22 protein-coding genes are annotated in these 18,794 nt (G+C 71.2%); 5 read left to right on the top strand and 17 right to left on the bottom strand.

Translation table 11 applies throughout. The annotated features are described in order from the left end of the window. Window positions 1–119 precede the first annotated feature (119 nt). Window positions 120–1,058 carry an L-threonylcarbamoyladenylate synthase gene (locus GY170_RS18140; RefSeq protein ID WP_163896208.1) on the top strand — a complete coding sequence of 313 codons (939 nt, stop codon included), beginning with the start codon at window positions 120–122 and terminating at the stop codon, window positions 1,056–1,058. Window positions 1,059–1,153: 95 nt separating this feature from the next. Here GY170_RS18140 and GY170_RS18135 read toward each other — a convergent pair whose 3' ends face one another. From GY170_RS18135 to GY170_RS18125, 3 genes are read right to left on the bottom strand one after another with little or no spacing between them, the layout of a single operon-like run. Further along, a complete protein-coding gene (locus tag GY170_RS18135; protein WP_235937867.1) occupies window positions 1,154–2,083 on the bottom strand; it encodes an OmpA family protein in 930 nt (309 codons plus the stop codon). Continuing rightward, window positions 2,080–2,781 (bottom strand): GNAT family N-acetyltransferase, encoded by a 702-nt coding sequence (locus tag GY170_RS18130; RefSeq protein WP_394351501.1) that lies wholly within the window; start codon window positions 2,779–2,781, stop codon window positions 2,080–2,082. Before GY170_RS18130 ends, GY170_RS18135 begins: the two co-directional genes overlap by 4 nt. Then, complete coding sequence (locus GY170_RS18125; protein ID WP_163896206.1) at window positions 2,778–3,500, bottom strand: competence/damage-inducible protein A; 723 nt, start codon at window positions 3,498–3,500, stop codon at window positions 2,778–2,780. Before GY170_RS18125 ends, GY170_RS18130 begins: the two co-directional genes overlap by 4 nt. Before the next feature lie 99 nt (window positions 3,501–3,599). Between GY170_RS18125 and map the strand changes: the two genes are divergently transcribed. After that, a complete protein-coding gene (gene map / locus GY170_RS18120; protein WP_394351500.1) occupies window positions 3,600–4,415 on the top strand; it encodes a type I methionyl aminopeptidase in 816 nt (271 codons plus the stop codon). Between the two features lie 66 nt (window positions 4,416–4,481). Here map and GY170_RS18115 read toward each other — a convergent pair whose 3' ends face one another. The 3 genes from GY170_RS18115 to GY170_RS18105 form a co-directional block, all read right to left on the bottom strand. After that, window positions 4,482–4,661: a hypothetical protein gene (locus GY170_RS18115; protein WP_163896204.1), complete on the bottom strand. Its 180-nt coding sequence runs from the start codon at window positions 4,659–4,661 to the stop codon at window positions 4,482–4,484. Between the two features lie 358 nt (window positions 4,662–5,019). Beyond that, complete coding sequence (locus GY170_RS18110; protein ID WP_163896202.1) at window positions 5,020–5,583, bottom strand: RsmD family RNA methyltransferase; 564 nt, start codon at window positions 5,581–5,583, stop codon at window positions 5,020–5,022. After that, window positions 5,580–6,788 (bottom strand): NAD(P)/FAD-dependent oxidoreductase, encoded by a 1,209-nt coding sequence (locus GY170_RS18105; protein WP_163896200.1) that lies wholly within the window; start codon window positions 6,786–6,788, stop codon window positions 5,580–5,582. The genes GY170_RS18110 and GY170_RS18105 overlap by 4 nt, the downstream gene beginning before the upstream one ends. A gap of 72 nt (window positions 6,789–6,860) precedes the next feature. Here GY170_RS18105 and GY170_RS18100 point away from each other — a divergent pair, with 72 nt between their 5' ends. Continuing rightward, entirely contained in the window at window positions 6,861–7,337 is a 477-nt protein-coding gene (locus GY170_RS18100; RefSeq protein WP_163896198.1) for a peroxiredoxin, read from the top strand. Between the two features lie 94 nt (window positions 7,338–7,431). Here the strand turns inward: GY170_RS18100 and GY170_RS18095 are convergent, their stop codons facing one another. From GY170_RS18095 to GY170_RS18065, 7 genes are all read right to left on the bottom strand, one after another. After that, on the bottom strand, window positions 7,432–8,310 hold the full coding sequence (locus GY170_RS18095; RefSeq protein ID WP_163896196.1) for a mechanosensitive ion channel family protein: 879 nt from the start codon (window positions 8,308–8,310) through the stop codon (window positions 7,432–7,434). Next, a complete protein-coding gene (locus GY170_RS18090; RefSeq protein WP_163896195.1) occupies window positions 8,311–8,598 on the bottom strand; it encodes a 4a-hydroxytetrahydrobiopterin dehydratase in 288 nt (95 codons plus the stop codon). Beyond that, the gene (locus GY170_RS18085) at window positions 8,595–9,785 is read right to left on the bottom strand and encodes a GNAT family N-acetyltransferase (RefSeq protein ID WP_163896193.1); all 1,191 of its coding nucleotides are present in this window, start codon (window positions 9,783–9,785) and stop codon (window positions 8,595–8,597) included. The genes GY170_RS18090 and GY170_RS18085 overlap by 4 nt, the downstream gene beginning before the upstream one ends. Continuing rightward, window positions 9,782–10,531 carry a glycerophosphodiester phosphodiesterase family protein gene (locus tag GY170_RS18080; protein WP_163896190.1) on the bottom strand — a complete coding sequence of 250 codons (750 nt, stop codon included), beginning with the start codon at window positions 10,529–10,531 and terminating at the stop codon, window positions 9,782–9,784. The genes GY170_RS18085 and GY170_RS18080 overlap by 4 nt, the downstream gene beginning before the upstream one ends. Continuing rightward, the gene (locus GY170_RS18075) at window positions 10,528–10,989 is read right to left on the bottom strand and encodes a RidA family protein (RefSeq protein WP_163896188.1); all 462 of its coding nucleotides are present in this window, start codon (window positions 10,987–10,989) and stop codon (window positions 10,528–10,530) included. The genes GY170_RS18080 and GY170_RS18075 overlap by 4 nt, the downstream gene beginning before the upstream one ends. A gap of 208 nt (window positions 10,990–11,197) precedes the next feature. Then, on the bottom strand, window positions 11,198–11,779 hold the full coding sequence (locus GY170_RS18070; protein WP_203531372.1) for an MlaC/ttg2D family ABC transporter substrate-binding protein: 582 nt from the start codon (window positions 11,777–11,779) through the stop codon (window positions 11,198–11,200). A gap of 3 nt (window positions 11,780–11,782) precedes the next feature. Continuing rightward, complete coding sequence (locus GY170_RS18065; RefSeq protein ID WP_163896186.1) at window positions 11,783–12,616, bottom strand: MlaA family lipoprotein; 834 nt, start codon at window positions 12,614–12,616, stop codon at window positions 11,783–11,785. 261 nt (window positions 12,617–12,877) lie between these two features. On the opposite strand from GY170_RS18065, the gene GY170_RS18060 reads away from it, so the two are divergent. Both GY170_RS18060 and GY170_RS18055 read left to right on the top strand, forming a co-directional pair. After that, window positions 12,878–14,620 (top strand): type I secretion system permease/ATPase, encoded by a 1,743-nt coding sequence (locus tag GY170_RS18060; protein WP_163896184.1) that lies wholly within the window; start codon window positions 12,878–12,880, stop codon window positions 14,618–14,620. Window positions 14,621–14,646: 26 nt separating this feature from the next. Beyond that, a complete protein-coding gene (locus GY170_RS18055) occupies window positions 14,647–15,906 on the top strand; it encodes an HlyD family type I secretion periplasmic adaptor subunit (RefSeq protein WP_163896345.1) in 1,260 nt (419 codons plus the stop codon). A gap of 15 nt (window positions 15,907–15,921) precedes the next feature. Here GY170_RS18055 and GY170_RS18050 read toward each other — a convergent pair whose 3' ends face one another. From GY170_RS18050 to mutY, 4 genes are read right to left on the bottom strand one after another with little or no spacing between them, the layout of a single operon-like run. After that, the gene (locus GY170_RS18050; RefSeq protein ID WP_163896182.1) at window positions 15,922–16,221 is read right to left on the bottom strand and encodes a CcdB family protein; all 300 of its coding nucleotides are present in this window, start codon (window positions 16,219–16,221) and stop codon (window positions 15,922–15,924) included. Next, complete coding sequence (locus GY170_RS18045; protein WP_163896180.1) at window positions 16,222–16,446, bottom strand: type II toxin-antitoxin system CcdA family antitoxin; 225 nt, start codon at window positions 16,444–16,446, stop codon at window positions 16,222–16,224. It abuts the gene before it with no gap. 51 nt (window positions 16,447–16,497) lie between these two features. Next, the gene (locus GY170_RS18040; protein ID WP_163896178.1) at window positions 16,498–17,646 is read right to left on the bottom strand and encodes an alkane 1-monooxygenase; all 1,149 of its coding nucleotides are present in this window, start codon (window positions 17,644–17,646) and stop codon (window positions 16,498–16,500) included. A gap of 44 nt (window positions 17,647–17,690) precedes the next feature. Then, window positions 17,691–18,761 carry an A/G-specific adenine glycosylase gene (mutY, locus tag GY170_RS18035; RefSeq protein ID WP_163896176.1) on the bottom strand — a complete coding sequence of 357 codons (1,071 nt, stop codon included), beginning with the start codon at window positions 18,759–18,761 and terminating at the stop codon, window positions 17,691–17,693. Between the last annotated feature and the right edge of the window lie 33 nt (window positions 18,762–18,794).

The raw sequence follows: 18,794 nt of genomic DNA, 5'->3' as shown, positions 1-18,794 counted from the left end.
CTCCCGATCTCGCCGGCCCGAATCTCGCACATCGCGGCGCCCCGTGAACAGCCGGCAAAGCCCCGCCCCCGCATCACGCACCTTGGCAGACGCCGCCGCCCCGGCTATCTGCGCCAGCCATGACCGAGACCCTTCTCCCCGATGCCGCCGGCCTCGCCCGCGCGGCGGCGCTCCTGCGGGAGGGGCAGCTCGTCGCCTTCCCGACGGAGACGGTCTACGGCCTCGGCGCCGACGCGACGAACGGCGCCGCCGTCGCCGGCATCTACGCCGCCAAGGGCCGGCCCAGCTTCAACCCGCTGATCGTCCACGTCGCCTCTCTGGCGCAGGCGGCCCGGCTGGTGGAGATCGGCCCGGAGGCGGAGCGCCTCGCCAGCGCCTTCTGGCCCGGCGCGCTCACGCTCGTGCTGCCCGCCCGCGCCGACAACGGCATCGCCTCCCTCGCCTCCGCCGGCCTGCCGACGCTCGGCATCCGCCTGCCGGCCCACCCCGTCGCCCGGCAGCTCCTAGAGGCGACGGGCCGCCCCGTCGCCGCCCCCTCGGCCAATCCCTCGGGCCGCGTCTCCCCCACGACGGCGGCGCATGTGCTCTCCGGCCTCTCGGGGCAGATCTCGGCCGTCCTCGATGGCGGCCCCTGCCCGGTGGGCGTCGAATCCACCATCCTCGGCCTCACCGGCGCGCCGACGCTCCTGCGGGCCGGCGGCATTCCGGCGGAGGCGATCGAGGCCTGCCTCGGCGCCCCGCTCGCCGCCCCGCCGGCGTATGACACGCCCAGCTCTCCCGGCCAGCTCGCCTCGCATTACGCGCCCTCCGGCACCCTGCGCCTGAACGCCGCCGCGCCGCGCCCGGGAGAGACGCTCCTCGGCTTCGGCCCCGTCGACGCCCCCCTCAACCTCTCCCCCTCCGGCGACCTCACGGAGGCCGCCGCCACTCTCTTCTCCCACCTCCACGCGCTCGACGCGCAGGGCGCCACCCACATCGCCGTCTCCCCGATCCCCGATCACGGCCTCGGCCGCGCCATCAACGACCGCCTCCGCCGCGCCGCCGCCCCCCGCCGGTGACCGGCGCCTGACCGGCCCTCTCGCCCTTTTGCTAAATACCTCTCGGGGGGCTCCGGGGGGCAGACAGCCCCCCGGCCTCTCCACCCGCGCCGACGTCAGCCCCCTGACGTCAGCACCACCTCCACGCGCCGGTTCTCCTCCCGCCCCGCCTCGGTGAGGTTGCTGGCCACCGGCGCGAGGTAGCCCATCCCCTCCGCCGCCATCTGCGCCCTCGGGATACCGTAGCGCCCCGCCAGCCGCTCCAGCACCGAGCCGGCGCGCCGGCGGGAGAGGGTGATGTTGGCCTCCAGCCCGCCCTCCGTGTCCGTATGGCCGACGAGCGCCACCCGCCGCTCCGGCCGGTCCGAGAGGTAGCGGGCCAGCGCCTGCAGGGAGGCATAAGGGCCGGGGCCGAGCTGGGCGGAACCGGTCTCGAAGCTCAGATCGGTGAGGATCACCCGCCCCGTCCCCTCCAGCTCCCCGGCGAAGTCGCCCGGCGGTGCGGCGGCCGGCCGCTCCGCCACTGCCGCCGGGGCTCCGGTGGCGGAGAGGGGTCCGGCGGCGGGGCCGATGCGCACCACGTGGGCATAGGCCGCGCGCCCGGTGCCGGAGGCGAGGAGGAAGATCACCTCCCGCTCGCCCCCCGGCAACAGCCGCTCGGCCGTCACGGCGCGGAAGTCGCCGAGGTCGAACCAGAAGTCCGGCGCCGGCAGAAGCTCCACCGCGCGGCGGAAGTCGAAGCCGCCGCAGGCTTCGGTCTCGCAGTCGAGCAGCGGCGCGAAGCCCTCCGCCTCCAGCTGAGCGCGCAGCGGCGCGAGCAGCTCCAGCGTCGACAGCTCCGCCCCCACCCGCCACGCCTGCGCGCGCACCTCGCCCTCCTCGATCCGCAGCGGCACCTCGCCCGCCTCCGCCGGCCCGACGGGGACGGCGTAGCTGCCGGCCTCCTCCAGCCGCTCGGCGGTCATCACGGCATTGGCGGGGAAGTCGAGCACCTGCGCGGCGGCAGGGGCGGCGGCGAGGCAGAGGATCAGGGCCGGCGCCCTCACCGCGGCGCCTCGCGGTAATGGTAGCCGCCGAGCTCCGCCATCCCGAGCCCGCTATAGAGCGCGTTGGCGCCCCCGTTGGCGCGGGTGACGAGCAGCGTGAGCAGGCTCGCCCCCTCCGCCTCCGCCCAGCCCGCGGCCGCCTGCACCAGCCGGCGGGCGAGGCCCCGCCGGCGGTTGGCGGCCAGCACCTCCAGCGCGTGCAGCATGGCGATGTCGTCGTCCATCGCCACGAAGGCAGTGCCGGCGGGGCTGCCGGCCTCTTTTGCCAGCAGCGCCACCTTCGGCCCGGCGGCGCGGGCCATGACGGCCACCCGCTCCGGCCCGATGCCTCCCGCGGCCCAGATCGCCTCCGCCTCCGGCCCCGGCGGCCAACGGCCGGTGACGTCCGTCCGGGCCGCCAGCTCCGCCGGCGGCGCGGCCCATGTCACCACCGGGTCCTTCACCGCGTAGCCGCGCGCCGCCAGCTCTTCGTCCAGCGCCTCCTGTCCGGCGCGGATCATCACCAGCGGGTGCTGCCCCAGCGCCCGCATCGCCGCCTCGGCCTCGTCGATGCCGCCCGGCGCGCCCTCCAGCGTCGCCGCGCTCACCCGGCTGCCGCCGCCTCCGCCCCGCCGGATCGTCCAGCCCCCGCGTCGCTCCGTCGCCAAGGGGGGCCAGGTCGCCTCGATCACGTCGTAGAGCCGGGCCGGCTCGATCACCCGAAGAGCTCCTGCAGCCGCACCATCGCGGCGCCGACGCCCGCCCCGTCCTGCCCGCGCACCACGAGGTTGACGCCGTGGCTGCCATCGGGCCGCGTGAAGGGGTAGGAGCCGAAGGAGAGCGCCGGGAACTCCGCCGCCACCTCGCCCAGCGCCTGCGCGATATCCCCCTCGCCGCGATCCACGCCCAGCGACTGGCTGAGCACCGGCGCCCCGCCGGCGAGCCGGGGCAGCAGCCCCGCCAGCATCGCCTCGAAGATCTGCGGCACGCCGGCCATGACGTGGACATTGCCGAGCGTGAACCCCGGCGCGGCGGAGACAGGGTTGTCGATCAGCGTCGCCCCCTCCGGCACGCGCGCCATGCGGAGCCGCGCCTCGTTCAGCTCCTGCCCGCGGCGGGTGTAATGGGCGGCGAGGATGGCACGGGCATCGTCCCGCACCCCGATCGCGGCGCCCATCGCCTCCGCCACGGCTTCCGCCGTGATGTCGTCATGCGTGGGCCCGATGCCGCCGGAGGTGAAGAGATGGTCATGCCCCTCCGCCAGCGCCCGGACGGCGGCGACGATGGTCTCATGCCCATCGGCCACCACCCGGATCTCCCGCAGGTCGATCCCCACCCGCGTCAGCTCGCCGGCAAGATGGTGGGCATTGCCCTCGCGCGTGCGCCCGGAGAGGATCTCGTCGCCGATGACGAGCATGGCTGCAGTGGGGTTGGTCATTGTCCCTCCTCACGATCCCGGGTCCGGCCCGTTCCCGGCCCGGTCCCGGACTGGAAACTCCGGTTCTTTTGTCCTAGTTGAACAGCATTAGGAGGGCTTTTGAACTTGGACAAGACGCGGGGCAGACTGACGCGGGACGGGATCCGCATCTATGAGCCGGCCGATTTCGCCGGAATGGCGGCGGCCGGGCGGGTGACGGCCGACATTCTCGACCGGATCGCCGCCCATGTGCAGCCCGGTGTCACCACCGGCGAGATCGACGCCGAGATCGAGCGCATGGTGAAGGAAGCCGGCGCCACGTCGGCCACCATCGGCTACAAGGGCTACCAGCACGCCTCGTGCATCTCGATCAACCACGTCGTGTGCCACGGCATCCCGGGCACCAAGAAGCTGAAGGATGGCGACATCCTCAATATCGACGTCACCGTCATCCTCGATGGCTGGTACGGCGATTCCAGCCGCATGTACGTCGCCGGCAAGCTCGCCAAGAAGGCCGAGCGGCTGATCGACGTGACGCATGACGCCCTGATGAAGGGGATCGAGGCGGCGCGGGCCGGCAACACCTTCGGGGATATCGGCGCGGCCATCCAGAGCTACGTCGAAGGCAACCGGATGAGCGTAGTCCGCGATTTCTGCGGCCACGGGCTCGGCCGGGTCTTCCACGCGCCGCCGAACGTCCTCCACTACGGCCGGCCCGGCACGGGGCCGATGCTGGAGGAGGGGATGTTCTTCACCATCGAACCGATGGTGAACCTCGGCAACGCGGCGACCAAGGTCCTCTCCGACGACTGGACGGCGGTGACGCGGGATCGCTCCCTCTCAGCCCAGTTCGAGCATTCGGTGGGGATCGGGCCGGACGGGCCGGAGATCTTCACCCTCTCCCCCGCCGGCAAGTTCCACCCGACCTGGGGCTGAGCCCCGGTCGGGGCGGCGATTTCCATATGGAAATCACGCGCGGAAACCATATGGTTTCCGCCGCCCTCAGTCCTCCGCGCCGTCCATCCGCTTCCAGAGCAGGGAGAGCAGCGTCTCGCCGTGCAGCGGCGTCGCGCAGTCGCTCATCAGCAGCGGCGCGGTCGCGGGCAGGGCCGGCGGCGCGGGCATCGTGACGCTCTCGCGGCGGGCGCGGGAGAAGAGCGGCGGGGCGAGGCTGGTGAACATGACGCTAGGGTAGCGCGGTGCGGGACGGTGGCAAGATGGCGCGGCGCTCTGCGTCCTCGAAGACTACTCGGTCGCCGTCGCCCCGTAGGGTGGGTTTCCAACCCACCACCCCGCCCTCCACCGGGCACACCACCCGCAGGCGCAGGGCGAGCGCCGGCCCGTGGGGTGGCGCACCGACGATCCCGCTGTGCGCTTTATGCTCGCCAAGCCCCTCCCTCTCTCTGCGACGCACATAGCCCAACCAGAGCGCCAGCCCGCCGGGACGGGCCGGCGCCCGCCCTGCGCCTTTGGCGCGTACCGGGCGGGGGGAGAGCGGAGATGTCGCGCCGGTGGGTTACAAACCCACCCTACGGGCGCTTCACCCCGCCGCCCGGAGCAACGTCAGATGCGCCACGCCCGCCCGCCGATGCTCGGCCAGCGTGAAGCCCGGCGGCGGGGGCTGCGGGGCCGCCTCCTCCCAGACGACCAGCGCTTCAGGGGCCACCCAGCCGCCCGCCCGCGCCGCTGCCAGCGCCGGGGCGCCGAGCGCGCGGCCATAGGGCGGGTCGAGGAAGATCAGCGTTGCCGCCGCGCCCTCCCGTGCCGGCAGCTTCAGCGCATCCGCGGCCAGCAGCCGCGCCTCTCCGCCGCGACTCGCCCGCTTGAGGTTCTCCCGGATCAGCCGCTGCCCGACGCGCCCGCTCTCCACGAAGGTCGCCTCCTCCGCCCCACGGGAGAGCGCCTCCAGCCCCAGCGCCCCCGTCCCGGCGAAGAGATCCAGCACCACGGCCTCGCGCACCGGCGTGCCGTAGCGGCCGCCTTCCAGCAGGTTGAAGATCGTCTCCCGCAGCCGGTCGGAGGTCGGGCGGAGCGCCGCGGCGGCATCGCCCTCGCCCACCTCCGCGAGCCTCAGCCCGCGGTTCTGGCCGGCGATGATCCTCACGCCGTCATCAGCGCCTTGAGGTCGCTCCCGGCGTCGCCCACCACCTCCGGGTCGGGGGACTTGCCGGCCTCGATCAGCCGCTTGCCGATCATGTAGCCGCGCGGGTCGTTCATCGCGTCCACCGCGATGAGCCGCCCGCCGCAATAGTACCAGTGGGATCGGGCCGCGCCGCCGTCTCGCACCACCACCCGGTCATAGCCCCGGTTCAGGCCGGCGATCTGCAGCTTGCACTCGTACTGGTCGCTCCAGAACCACGGCTTCGCCGCGTAGGCCTCCTCGCCGCCCATCATCGCCAGCGCCGCCGCCTCGCCCATGTCGATGGCGTTGCCGACGCTCTCCAGCCGGATCCGCTCCCCCGCCCAAGGGAAGGAGGCGCAGTCCCCGGCGGCGAAGATATCCGCCTCGGAGGTGCGGCAGAGCTCGTCCACCCGGATGCCGTTCTCGACGGCGAGGCCGGCGCTCTCGGCAAGAATGGTGTTCGGCACGATGCCGATGCCGGTGATGGCGAAGTCGATCTCCAGCACCCGGCCATCGGCGAGGACGGCGCGCTCCACCGCGTCCTCTCCCTCCAGCCGCTCGAGCCCGACATTCTCGATCACCTCGACGCCGTGGCTGCGGTGCAGGTCGCGGAAGAAATCCGCCGTCTCCTCGGAGGCGACGCGGCCGAGGATGCGCTGGGCGGCCTCCACCACCGTCACGCGCAGGCCCCGTTTCGCGGCGACCGCCGCCGCCTCCAGCCCGATATAGCCGCCGCCGATGACGAGCACATGCGCGCCCTCCACCATCAGCGGCGCCATCCGGTCGGCATCGGCGAGGTCGCGCATCGTCAGCACGCCATCGAGGTCGCCGCCGACGGCGGAGGGCAGCTGCCGCGGCTCCGCCCCCGTGCAGAGGGCGAGCCGGTCGTAGGCGAGCGGCTCGTCGCCCTGCAGCAGGATGCGGTGCTCCGCCGGATCGATCTCCACCACCCTTGTGCCCGTCATCAAGCGGATGCCGGCGGTCTCGTAGAAGTCGGCGGGGCGCAGGTAGAGCCGCGCCTCCTCCATCTCCCCGAGGAGGTACTTCTTGGAGAGGGGCGGGCGCTGGTAGGGCGGCACCGGCTCCGCGCCGATGAGCGTCACCTCCCCCTCGAACCCGCTGCTGCGAAGTTTGGCGACGAGCGAGGCGCCGGCCTGCCCGGCGCCGATGACGACGAAATGGCTCATGACTCCCCTTCCGCTTGCGCCCGGCGAGACTATCCTTTCCGCTGACCAAGGCAAATCAGGAAAGGACGCATCATGGCCATTGCCGCAGGAGACCGCCTGCCCGACGGCACCTTCCTCGTCATGGGCGAGGACGGGCCGGAGCCCTTCACCCTCGACACCGCCGGCCGCAAGGTGGTGATCTTCGGCCTGCCCGGCCCCTTCACCGGCACCTGCACCACGGCCCATGTGCCGAGCTTCCAGCGGACGGCGGATGACTTCACCGCCAAGGGGGTGGACGCGATCTACTGCGTCGCCGTCGCCGACCCCTTCGTCATGAAGGCCTGGCAGGAGAGCATGGGGGCGGACAAGATCACCTTCCTCGCCGATCCCTCGTCGGATTTCACCACCGCCATTGGCCTCAACTTCACCGCCCCGCCGGTTGGCTTCTACGACCGCTCGAAGCGCTACTCGATGCTGGTGGAGGACGGTGTGGTGAATTCAGTCAACCTCGAGGAGAGCCCCGGCACCTGCGACACCTCCGGCGGCGAGGCCCTGCTGGAGACGGTCTGACCCCGGAGCGGCGAAAACCATATGGTTTTCGCCGCCCTCGGTCGGCCGGTCGGCCATGTCACGAGCTTTGAGGTCGCAAACTGCAACCTCAAGCCTACTCCGCCGCGTCCTGCCGGCCGTGGGCATCCTTTGGGTTGTCGTAGACGAGCGTGCGCGTCGGGAAGGGGATCGGCACACCGTTGGCGTCCAGCGCCTCCTTCACCCGGCGGGTCATGTCCGTCTGGAAGCCGTAGGCCTCGGAGTTGTCGCACCAGACCCGCACCTGGAAATCCACGCTCGAATCGTTGAGCTTGTTCACTTGGATGAACGGCTCCGGCTCCGCGTGGGCGCGGGGATCGCTCATGATCGTCTGCCGGATCACCCGCTCGGCATCGGCGAGGTTGGCGCCGTAGCCGACGCCGAAGCTCCACTCCACCCGGCGGGTGCTGTAGCGCGAGTAGTTCTGGATGGTGTTCCCCCAGACCTCGCTGTTGGGGATGATGAACTGCACGTTCTGCAGGTCCGCCAGCTCGGTATAATTGAGGGAGATGTCCTTCACCGTGCCCATCACCCCGTTGATCACCACGAAGTCGCCGATGCGGATCGGGCGGAAGAATATCAGCATCACCCCCGCCGCGATGTTGCTCAGCGTGCCCTGCAGCGCCAGGCCGATGGCGAGGCCGGCGGCACCGATGGCCGCGACGATGGAGGTCGTCTGCACGCCGAAGGTGTTGAGCACGATGATGATCGAGAAGGCGATGATCGCGTAGCGCGCCAGATCGCCGAGGAAGCCGAAGAGCGCGTTGTCCAGATGGGCGTTGCGCGTGCCGATCCCCTCGATCCGCCGCTTCACCCAGCCGGCGAACAGGAAGCCCACGACGAGGATGAGGATCGCCGCCACGACACTGCCGAGGATCCCGGCCAGGAACTGGATGGTCAGCAACTCGCCCAGGGTATTGCCGCCCCAGAGCTCGGTATTCATCAAGTCTTGCATCTAGCCCTTCGCCAGCTGGTCCATTTTCCGGGCGAGTTTAGCGTCAAGGGCGGTCAGACCGCCAGTGTCGTGGGTCGACAGCTTCACGTCGACCGTCTTGTAGCTGTTCGCCCAGTCGGGGTGGTGGTTCCACTTCTCCGCGAAGAGGGCCGAGCGGGTCATGAAGCCGAAGGCCTCCACGAAGTTCCTGAACTCGAACCGCTTCTCCAGCGCCGTGCCCTCGTCGGCCAGCACCCAGCCGCGCTCGATGGCCTCGGCGCGCTCCTCTTCGGTGATCGGATCGCTCATTCCGCTTCCTCCCTGTTGTCGCGGCGGAACGGCCCGTAGGAGGTGAGGATCTCGATCTCCTCGTCCACGGCCTCCGCCTCGGCCTGCAGATATCGCGCCACCGCGTCGCGGAAACCCTTGTCGCCGATCCAGTGCAGCGAGTGGATCTCAACCGGCAGATAGCCGCGCGCCAGCTTGTGCTCCCCCTGCGCCCCGGCCTCGACGCGCGAGAGCCCGTGCGCCAGCGCGAAGTCGATGGCCTGGTAGTAGCACAGCTCGAAGTGCAGGCAGGGGTGATGCTCGGTGCAGCCCCAGTAGCGGCCGTAGAGCACGTCGCGCCCGATGAAGTTGAGCGCGCCGGCCACCGGCCGCCCGTCCCGCATCGCGAGGCAGAGCAGCACGTCGTCGGCCATCCGCTCGTGCAGGAGGTCGAAGAAGGCGCGCGTCAGGTAGGGCGAGCCCCATTTGCGCATCCCGGTGTCCTGATAGAAGCGCCAGAAGGCGTCCCAGTGCTCGGGCCTGAGGTCATCGCCCGTCAGGCTGACGATCTCGCCCCCGAAGGCCTGCGCGGTCTGCCGCTCCTTCCTCAGCGTCTTGCGCTTGCGGGAGGAGAGGGCGCCGAGGAATCCGTCGAAATCGCCATACCCTTGGTCATGCCAGTGAAACTGCTGGGTCACCCGGTGCAGCAGCCCCATCTGCTCGCCCGCCACCGCCTCGCCCTCCGTGCAGAAGGTGGCGTGGAGGGAGGACATCCGGTTCTGCGCGGCGAGGCTCACGCCCCCCTGCACCAGCGCCGCCATCCCCTCCGCCTCATGGCCCGGCTTCGTCAGGAAGCGCCGGCCGGTGGCGGGGGTGAAGGGCACCGCGATCTGCAGCTTGGGGTAATACTCGCCGCCGGCATTCTCGTAGGCATGCGCCCAGTTGAAGTCGAAGATGTACTCGCCCTGGCTGTGCGCCTTGGCATAGAGCGGCGCCACCGCGATCAGCTCCCCGGCCTTGCGCGCCATCAGGTAATGCGGCTCCCACCCCGTCCCCCGCCCGACGGATGCGCTCTCCTCCAGCGCGAGGAGGAAGCGGTGCGTGGTGAAGGGGTCCGCCGGCCGGCCGCCATCCGCCGCCTCGGGCGCAGCGCAGGCATCCCACTCGGCGGCGTCGATGCCGCTGAGGGAGGAGAGGGTGGAGACCTCGATCTCGACGTCGTCGCTCACGGCGCGAACCCCTCGAAGGTGATGTTGTCCGCGATGGCCCTCGCCTCCGTCGCCTGCGCCTCGGAGCGGATGGTCCAGCACAGCACCGGGTGCCCCTCCGCCTTCACCCGCGCCACTGGGGCGGAGGAGAGGTCCGCCGCCTCGTGGCTGATGAAGCTCGCCCCCACCCGCGCGAAATCCGGCATCTCCCGCAGCCGCGCGCGCAACTCCGCCGGCAGCCCCGGCCAGCTCTCCTCGCGAAAGGCAGAGGTGGTCAGCCCCCGCGCCACCCCGGGCGCCAGCTCGGCCATCAGGCCGACGCTGTGCGGGTTGAAGGACATGAAGGCCAGCGGCCCGGCATAGCCGTCGGCTGCCCGCGCCGCCGCTTCTTCCAGCGGGCCGACATCGCCGCCCATCTGCCCGTCCTGATCCTTGATCTCCACCAGCAGCGGCACCCGTCCGGCGACCAGCGCCAGCACTTCGGCGAAGGTGGGGATGCCCGCCTCGCTCCCGGTCAGCGGGATCTGCCTCAGTTCCTGCGCCGTCCGCCCGGCCACCGGCCCGGCTTTGCCGGTCAGCCGGTCCAGAACGGCATCATGGAAGACCATCGCCTCCCCGTCGGCGGAGAGCTGTAGGTCCACCTCGATCCCGTAGCCGGCGTCGATGGCCGCCCGCACGGCCTCCACCGAATTCTCCGGCCGGCCGGGCCCGTGCAGGGCCCGGTGCGCCAGCGGGCGGTGGAGGAAGGCGGGCGGCAAGCGGGTCATCGGACCTCGAAGATCCCCTCGATCTCCACCGCGACGCCCAGCGGCAGCTCCGCCACGCCGACGGCGGAGCGGGCGTGCCGCCCGGCATCGCCCAGCAGCGCCACCAGGAGGTCGGAGGCGCCGTTGACCACCTTCGGCTGCTCGTGGAAGCCCGGCGCCGAGGCGACGAAGCCGGTCAGCTTCACCACCCGCACCAGCCGCGAAAGGTCACCGCCCAGCGCCGCCTTGACCTGCGCCAGGAGCGCCAGCGCGCAGGTCTCCGCCGCCTTGGCGCCCTCCTCGGAGGCCATCGTCTCGCCCAGCTTGCCGAGGATCGGCCCGCCGGTGCCCGACGAGATCTGCCCGGAGACGTAGAGCATCGAGCCCGATTGCACGTAAGGCACGTAGTTGGCGGCCGGCGCCGGCGCGTCGGGAAGGCTCAGCCCGCGCTCGGCGAGCTTGTCATCGATATCATTCATGAAATTTGCCCCGGAGGTTGCGTTGCCCCAAGGCTAGAGCGCCCCCTGCCCCGCCTCAAGGCCCCGCCCATCACGACTTGCCGCGCCCGCCCCCGGCGCACCGCGGCCGGACACAGGCTGCCCTGTCTTTGGTCCTCAAAATCCTCGGGGGGGCGGCCTTCGGCCGCGGGGGGCAGACAGCCCCCCTCCCCGGCATCCGGTTCGCGACTCAGGCCAGGTCGGCGATCAGCCGGTCGAGGCTGCCGCCGCGCGCATCGAGCATCGCCAACACTTCCTGTCGCTCGGAGAGCAGCATGTTCACGCCCTCGATGATGAGGTTGAAGAACAAGGGTCGGCCCGTGGAATCCTCCACGTGGAAGTCGACTCGGAAGGGCGACTGCCCGCGCAGGAGCGCCCGCGTCTCCACCTCCACGCCGCGCGGCAGGTCCCGCGCCGTCACCACCTCCACCTCGCCGCCGATGAACTCGCGGAAGCGGCCGCCGTACTTGCGGGCGACATAGGCGGAATAGGCCTGCATGAAGGCCTGCATCTGCGCCGGCGTGGCGGCGCGGCGCGCCGGGCCGAGCACGTAGGCCGCGATGGTCGGCACGTCGGCATGGCGCAGGAAGATGCGCTCGAACTCCGCCAGCATCGCCCCCTCGGGCTGGCCGGAAGCGATGACGGCATTCACCTCGGCGACGAGCTGGCCGACGAGCTGCGTCGCTGCCTGCTGCGTCACGGCGAAGGCCGGCAGCGGGGCGGTGAGGCCCAGGGCAGCGGCGGAGGCGAGGAGGGTACGGCGGGTGATCATGGTCTACTCCAGATCGGCAAAGGGATCGACGAAGTCGGGATAGGCATCGGCGGCGGGCGCGGCGGCGCCCTCATCGGCGAAAGGATCGACGAAGCCGTCCGCCTGCGCCGCCCCGCCGCCCGCACCGGAGGCCGGGCCGAGCTGGAAGCGGCGGTTCTGCAGGTAGGCCAGCCGTGCCTGCGCGTAGCTGTCGGCGCTCTCGTAGAGCAGGCCGTCCACGGTGCCCATGAACTGCCCGCGCTCGACGATCTGCTCGCCCACGTAGGCGGCGGTGCCGTAGCGGCGATAGGCCTCCACGGCGTCGGAGCCGACCCATTCCAGCGGGTCGAGGAGGATATCCACCAGCTCGCCGGCCGCGTCCCGCTCCGTCGAGGGGCCGAGGAGCGGCAGCTCGAGGTAGGCGCCTTCGGGCGCGCCCCAGACAGCCAGCGTCTCACCGAAATCGGTGTCGCGCTCGTAGAGCCCGATCTCCGCCGCCGGGTCGCCGAAGCCGAGGAAGCCGAAGAGGGTGTTGAAGACGAAGCGCCCGGAGTTGACCGCCGCATCCTCGATGTTGCCCTGCAGCAGCCCGTTCAGCGCCATGCCCGGCAGCGACGCGTTGTCGGAGAAGGTGACGATGGCCGCGCCGATCCCCTCCGGCACCACCGCGTTGGCCGCCTGCCCCAGCGGGCGCAGGGCCACCGTGTCCGCCTTTATGTTGAAGGCGTGGACGGCGCGGTTGCGGGCCTCATAGGGGTCATGCACCTGCGTGCCCGGCGGGGCGGGGGTGCAGGCGGCGAGGGCAAGCAGAGCTGCGGGGACGAGCGCGGCGGGGCGGGCGAGGGATCTGGCTCTCATCGGGGCGGTGGGTCCTCTCGCGGCCGGTCGGTATCCGTTGCGCCCTGTTTACGGAAATCGACCCGCCGGGCAAGCGACGCATCTGCCGGCCGGCTCACAGCCCCGCGAGTCGGCGCCTCCCCGCCGCCCCCGCCCAATCTCTCCCCCTAAACCGCGCCTCTCCCCGGCCACGCCCGCGTGAGCGGGGCGGCGCCGTTATGGCAATCTTCGCCGACGCCGGGTAAACCGATCCCCCAAGAGGAGCATCGGATAAAGCGCATCATGGCGAGGGACGAGGCGACAGCGCGGGGCCGGGAGGAGCTTCGGTCGGCGCGGGCGGAGAGCCGCCCGCTCTACTGGGCCGTCGGCCTCTTCAGCTTCTTCGTCAACGCGCTGATGCTGACCGGCCCGCTCTACATGCTCAACGTCTACGACCGGGTGCTCGGCTCCCGCAGCCTCGAGACGCTCCTCGCGCTCACCGCCATCGTCGCCTTTCTCTTCCTGATGATGGGCATCCTCGACAATGTGCGCGGCCGGCTGATGGGCCGCATCGCCGCCCGCTTCCAGGCCCGGCTCGACCGGCGTGTCTTCTCCGCCGCGCTGCGCGGAACCAGCTCCGGCCGGTCGGATCATGCCGCCGCCACCGCCCTGCGCGATCTGGAAAGCGTGCAGCGGCTGCTCGGCTCTCCCGCTCTGGCGGCGCTGTTCGATCTGCCGTTCTCGCCGCTCTTCTTCCTCGGCATCTTCCTCTTCCACCCGTGGCTCGGCATCCTCGCCCTGATCGGCGCGGCGATCCTCGTCTCGCTGGCCATCGCCAACCAGATCTACGCCCGCCAGCCCCTCTCCACCGCCAACGCGGCAACGCTGAAGGCGGAGACGGAGGGCGCCCAGATCCGGCAGGAGGCGGAGCTGGTGCAGGCGCTCGGCATGCGCGGCGCGGCGTTCGACCGCTGGAAGGTGGCGCGGAACGGCGCGCTCACCGCCACCGTCGGCGCGACGGACCGGACTGGCGGCTTCACCGCCACCACCCGCGCCTTCCGCCTCTTCATCCAGTCGGCGATGCTCGGCCTCGGGGCCTACCTCGTGCTCCAGCAGCAGGTGACGCCGGGCGCGATGATCGCCGCCTCCATCCTCATGGGCCGGGCGCTGGCTCCGGTGGAGCAGCTCGTCGGCCAGGCGGCCGCCTTCCAGCGGGCGCGCGAAGGCTGGCGCCGGCTCTCGACGCTGCTCGGCGAGGTGCCCGAGCAGCAGCTGCGCACCGCCCTGCCCCGCCCCAAGGCGCGGCTGGAGGTGGAGCAGGTCACCATCATCCCCCCGGGGGAGAGCGTCGCCGCCCTGCGCATGATGTCCTTCAAGCTGGAGCCGGGGCATGCGCTGGGCGTCATCGGCACCTCCGGCGCCGGCAAGTCCACCCTTGCCCGCGCCCTCACCGGCGTCTGGAAGCCGGCGGCCGGCCGGGTCCGCCTCGATGGCGCCGCGCTCGACCAGTATGACGCCGACGTACTCGGCCGGTACATCGGCTACCTGCCGCAGCGGATCAGCCTCTTCGACGGCACGATCGCCGAGAATATCGCCCGCCTCGAGTCCAAGCCCGACCCCGCCAAGGTCGTCCGCGCCGCCGAGCGGGCGGGGGCGCACGAGATGATCAAGGCCCTGCCCGAGGGCTACGATACCCGCGTCACGCAATCGGGCGGGCGCCTTTCCGGCGGGCAGATGCAGCGGATCGGGCTGGCCCGGGCGATGTATGGCGACCCGGTGCTCTTGGTGCTCGACGAGCCCAATTCCAACCTCGACAACGAGGGCAGCCAGGCGCTCAACAACGCCATCCGCCAGCTCAAGGCCGACGGGGCGGCGATCCTCATCATGGCGCACCGCCCCGCCGCCATCCAGGAATGCGACATGCTGCTGATGATCGAGAACGGCGGCCGCCGCGCCTTCGGCCCGAAGGAGGAGGTGCTGCGCGAGATGGTCCGCAACCACCAGGAAATCGCCCAAGCCGGCTCCGCCGGCGGAGGTGTCTCGTGACCGGCTGGCCCGTCCGCGGCCCGCTCATGGGCGGGCTCATCGCCATCCTGCTGCTCGTCGGCGGCTTCGGCGGCTGGGCGGTCGCCAGCCAGATCACCGGCGCCGTCATCGCCATGGGCCGCATCGAGGTGGAGCAGAACCGCCAGATCGTCCAGCATCCCGACGGCGGCGTGGTGGAGGAGATCCTCGTCTCGGAGGGCTCCACGGTCGAGGCCGGCGACCTGCTCATCCGCCTCGACGAGGAGGAGCTGCGCTCCGAGCTCGCCTCCGTCGAGGGCCAGCTCTTCGAGATCCTCGCCCGCCGCGCCCGCTTCGAGGCGGAGGTGGACAACGCGGAGGATCTCGACTTCGACCCCCTGCTGCTGGAGGCGGAGAGCCCCCTCGCCGGCGAACTGATGGACGGCCAGCGCCGCCTCTACGCCGCCCGCCGCGTCTCCGAGGCGCAGGTGCGGGACCAGCTGCAACGCCGCATCGAGCAGATCGAGGCGCAGATCGAGGGGATCGAGGCGCAGAAACAGGCGATCACCCAGCAGATCGCTTTCCTGCAGAGCGAGCTGGACAGCCAGCAATCCCTGCTCGACCGTGGCCTCGCCCAATCCGCCCGTGTGCTGGCGCTGGAGCGTGAGAAGGCCGATCTCGAGGGCCGCCACGGCGAGCTGACCGCCGCCGCCGCCCAGGCGCAGGGGCGGATCACGGAGACGGAGATCGAGATCATCAAGATCGACGCCACCCGCGGCGAAGAGGCCATCTCCACCCTCCGCGACCTGCAATACACGCAGATCGACCTTGCCGAGCGTCGCCACCAGCTTCTCAACCGGATCGACCGGCTGGACATCCGCGCCCCCGCCTCCGGCGTCGTCTACGGGCTCCGTGTCTTCGCGCCCCGCTCGGTCATCGTCGCCGCCGACCCGCTGCTCTACGTCATCCCGCAGGACCGCCCGCTGGTGATCACCGCGCAGGTGCAGCCGCAGGACATCGACCAGATCTTCGTCGGCCAGCCCGCCGGCCTGCGCTTCTCGGCCTTCGACCAGCGCCAGACGCCGGAGCTCGACGGCCGCGTCATGCAGGTCTCCGCCGATGCGTTCACCGATGAGGCATCCGGCCTCAGCTTCTACCGCGCCGAGATCGCCCTCAACGACGGCGAGATCGAGCGCCTGCCCCCGGGCATGGCCCTCCTCCCCGGCATGCCGGTGGAGGCCTTCATCGCCACCGCCGCCCGCAGCCCGATGGCCTACTTCCTCAAGCCCTTCACCGACTACTTCGCGAAGGCCTTCCGGGAGACGTGAGGGCTTCAGAGGACGTCAGACCCCGTGAAGGAGCATGTCGAGCGCCCGGGTGATCTCCTCCGACTGCGGCGCCAGTGATTCGACGGGGGGCCGCAAGCTGGAGCGACGGACGCCCGAGAGGAACTGGACCATCAGCACATATCGCTGCCCGCCGATCAGGAAGGTGGGGTTGAGCCACCGCGCCGGCGTAGGGCCTGAGTGTTCCGGCATGAGTGGCACCACCACTCTCGTCGCCAGATCGCCGATAAGATCAGACTGGACATCGACGAGAAACCCGTCGCCATCGAGCGCCGGATGAACGTCATATTGAGGCATTCAGAAGAGGCGATGGCTTTCGAGCGGCAGAGGGTTCTCTTCCACCCATGCGTTGAAGTCCTCGATGGCAGCCGCGTTCTCCTGCCGCCACGCCTCGGCGCGCGCTGCCCGAACAGCTCTGCGCAACCCGTCCTCGGCCGCCTTGCCAGGATCGACGCCCAGCGCCTCGGCCTCATCGACGAGCAACCCGTCGAGCCGGATCGATGTGGAACTGCGAACGTCCATCGGCGCCTCCTCTGAACTCGAATATGGGCGAACCTGCCGCTTCGGGCAAGCTCACGCCCGCGCCGGCTTCGGGTTCAGCCCCTTGTTGTAGGGCCGCCAATCCTCGATGTCGGGGTAGAAGCGCTGGCGCCACGCGCGCACCCGGGGGTTCATTACCCGCTTCCACAGGCGCGGATACATCGCGATGGCCCCCATGATCGTGTAGCCGTAGGGCAGCTGCGGGGCCTCCGTCTCGTCGTAGGTCTGCAGGAGCGGGAAGCGCCGGTCGGGCTTGTAGTGATGGTCCGAGTGGCGCTGCAGGTTGATCAGCAGCCAGTTGGAGACGCGGTGCGCGGCGTTCCAGCTGTGATGCGGCATCTGGTGCTCGTAGCGGCCCTCTCCGAGATGCCGGCGCGTCAGCCCGTAATGCTCCACGTAATTCGTCAGCTCCAGCTGCCAGATGGCGTAGAAGGCCTGCGTGCAGAAGAGGAACAGCCCCTCCCACCCGGCGATCAGCATCGCCAGCGCGAGGAACGCCGCCTGCAGCGCCGCGTATCGCCAGAAGGGGTTGCTCCGGTGCCACCACGGCAGCTTCCGCCGCGCCAGCATCGCCTGCTCGGCGCGGAAGGCGGAGACGGGCGCCTCGCGCAGCACGCGCGGGAAGAAGCGGTGGAAGCCCTCTCCGTAGCGGGCCGTCACCGCGTCTCGCGGCGTGCCGACCCAGAGGTGGTGGACGCGCAGATGCTCCGACCGGAAGTGCCCGTAGAGCACCATGCACATCAGCAGATCGCCCAGCCACCGCTCCCACGCCGGCTTCTGGTGCATCAGCTCATGCGCGTAGACGATGCCGATGGTCCCCGAGGGCACCCCGATCCCGGCGAAGAGCGCCCATTTCTCGAAGAGCGACAGGTGGTCGGTGTGGGAGACGTACCAGAGCGTCCCGAAGATGATCACCGCCTGGATCGGTACCCAGACGGCGGTGAGGGCGCGGTACCAGAAGAGCTCCTCCTCCGCCGTCTCGGTGTCGGGGTTGGCCGTGTTCAGCCCCGCCGCCCAGTCGATCAGGCTGAAGAACCACAGCGTCGCCGCCGGCAGCGTCAGCACCCACCAGCCGCCCATGTAAGCCGACCACGCGGCCAGCGGCAGGAGCAGCAGCGACAGCGCGAAGGGCAGCGCGGCGGAGAAGCGTGAGATGTCGGGCGATGTGGTGGCGTCGGTCATGGGAGGCTCCCCTGCAGCGACGCTATAATACAGCGCAAATTGTCTCAATCATGGCGGAGCGCCGCGGCGGCGATGGCGTGGACCTTGCGCATGAGCGTCGGCAGGTCCTTCGGGTTCAGCGGCTGGAAGCGGCCGCGCGCCGGCTCTGCCCCCATCGGCAGCTCCGCCACGAGCACCTCCAGCCGCAGGTGGAAATGGGTGAAGGTGTGCCGCGCCTCGACGCCCGTCTCCCGCCACTCGGCCTCTGCCGGCGGTGCCGGCTCGGGCGGGGCATCGGCCCAGTCGCTGCCGGGCCAGCCGAGCATCCCGCCAAGGAGGCCCTTGTCCGGCCGCGTCTCCAGCAGCCACGCCCCGTCCTCCCGCCGCCCGGCATAGGCTATGCCGTGCCGCGTCGGCTTCGCCTTCTTCGGCGCCGGCACCGGCCGCTCGGCTTGCGTCCCCCGTGCGCGGGCGAGGCAGGGCTCGCGCCACGGGCAGATGCCGCAGGCGGGGGAGCGGGGGGTGCAGATGGTGGCGCCGAGGTCCATCACGCCCTGCGCGTAATCGCCCGGGCGGGCGCGCGGCGTCAGCTCCGCCGCGCGGGCCTTCATCTCGGCCTTGGCGCCCGGCAGGGGCTCGTCGATATCGTAGAGGCGGGCCATCACCCGCTCGACATTGCCGTCCACCACCGGCTCGGGCCTGTCGAAGGCGATCGCCGCCACGGCGCCGGCCGTGTAGGGGCCGATGCCGGGCAGTTCCCTCAGGCCCTCCGCGCTGTCGGGGAAGCGCCCGCCCCGCTCCCCCGCCACGACGCGGGCACATTTGAGCAGGTTGCGGGCGCGGGCGTAGTAGCCAAGGCCCGCCCAGGCGGCCATGACCTCGGCATCCTGCGCCGCCGCGAGCGCCTCCACTGTCGGCCAGCGGGTCGTGAAGGCCTCGAAATAGGGCTTCACGGCCGGCACCGTCGTCTGCTGCAGCATGATCTCAGAGAGCCAGACGCGATAAGGCTCCGCCCGATGCGCCGCGCCCGGCGGCACGCGCCACGGCAGCGCCCGCGCGTGCCGGTCGTACCACGCCAGCAGGGCGCCCGGATCGGGGCCCTCGCCGGGCCCGGAAGCTCCGCCGCCGTCACGCATCTTTTATGGGTCGTTGCAAAGGTTTCCGTGGCC

The organism is Pseudoroseicyclus tamaricis, from assembly GCF_012070395.1.
Classification (GTDB): domain Bacteria; phylum Pseudomonadota; class Alphaproteobacteria; order Rhodobacterales; family Rhodobacteraceae; genus Pseudoroseicyclus_A; species Pseudoroseicyclus_A tamaricis.
Note: the sequence above shows the minus strand (reverse complement) of the source record. Positions and strands in the feature narration are given on the sequence as shown.

What these genes read in the sequence shown, in the direction of transcription:
- GY170_RS18060 (WP_163896184.1), top strand. Translation starts at nt 12,878, where the DNA reads ATGGCGAGGGACGAGGCGACAGCGCGGGGCCGGGAGGAGCTTCGGTCG.
- GY170_RS18140 (WP_163896208.1), top strand. Translation starts at nt 120, where the DNA reads ATGACCGAGACCCTTCTCCCCGATGCCGCCGGCCTCGCCCGCGCGGCG.
- GY170_RS18125 (WP_163896206.1), bottom strand. Translation starts at nt 3,500, where the DNA reads ATGACCAACCCCACTGCAGCCATGCTCGTCATCGGCGACGAGATCCTC.
- GY170_RS18105 (WP_163896200.1), bottom strand. Translation starts at nt 6,788, where the DNA reads ATGAGCCATTTCGTCGTCATCGGCGCCGGGCAGGCCGGCGCCTCGCTC.
- GY170_RS18045 (WP_163896180.1), bottom strand. Translation starts at nt 16,446, where the DNA reads ATGGACGTTCGCAGTTCCACATCGATCCGGCTCGACGGGTTGCTCGTC.
- GY170_RS18095 (WP_163896196.1), bottom strand. Translation starts at nt 8,310, where the DNA reads ATGCAAGACTTGATGAATACCGAGCTCTGGGGCGGCAATACCCTGGGC.
- GY170_RS18080 (WP_163896190.1), bottom strand. Translation starts at nt 10,531, where the DNA reads ATGACCCGCTTGCCGCCCGCCTTCCTCCACCGCCCGCTGGCGCACCGG.
- GY170_RS18040 (WP_163896178.1), bottom strand. Translation starts at nt 17,646, where the DNA reads ATGACCGACGCCACCACATCGCCCGACATCTCACGCTTCTCCGCCGCG.
- GY170_RS18090 (WP_163896195.1), bottom strand. Translation starts at nt 8,598, where the DNA reads ATGAGCGATCCGATCACCGAAGAGGAGCGCGCCGAGGCCATCGAGCGC.
- GY170_RS18075 (WP_163896188.1), bottom strand. Translation starts at nt 10,989, where the DNA reads ATGAATGATATCGATGACAAGCTCGCCGAGCGCGGGCTGAGCCTTCCC.
- GY170_RS18065 (WP_163896186.1), bottom strand. Translation starts at nt 12,616, where the DNA reads ATGAGAGCCAGATCCCTCGCCCGCCCCGCCGCGCTCGTCCCCGCAGCT.
- GY170_RS18050 (WP_163896182.1), bottom strand. Translation starts at nt 16,221, where the DNA reads ATGCCTCAATATGACGTTCATCCGGCGCTCGATGGCGACGGGTTTCTC.
- GY170_RS18115 (WP_163896204.1), bottom strand. Translation starts at nt 4,661, where the DNA reads ATGTTCACCAGCCTCGCCCCGCCGCTCTTCTCCCGCGCCCGCCGCGAG.
- GY170_RS18100 (WP_163896198.1), top strand. Translation starts at nt 6,861, where the DNA reads ATGGCCATTGCCGCAGGAGACCGCCTGCCCGACGGCACCTTCCTCGTC.
- GY170_RS18070 (WP_203531372.1), bottom strand. Translation starts at nt 11,779, where the DNA reads ATGATCACCCGCCGTACCCTCCTCGCCTCCGCCGCTGCCCTGGGCCTC.
- GY170_RS18055 (WP_163896345.1), top strand. Translation starts at nt 14,647, where the DNA reads ATGGGCGGGCTCATCGCCATCCTGCTGCTCGTCGGCGGCTTCGGCGGC.
- mutY (WP_163896176.1), bottom strand. Translation starts at nt 18,761, where the DNA reads ATGCGTGACGGCGGCGGAGCTTCCGGGCCCGGCGAGGGCCCCGATCCG.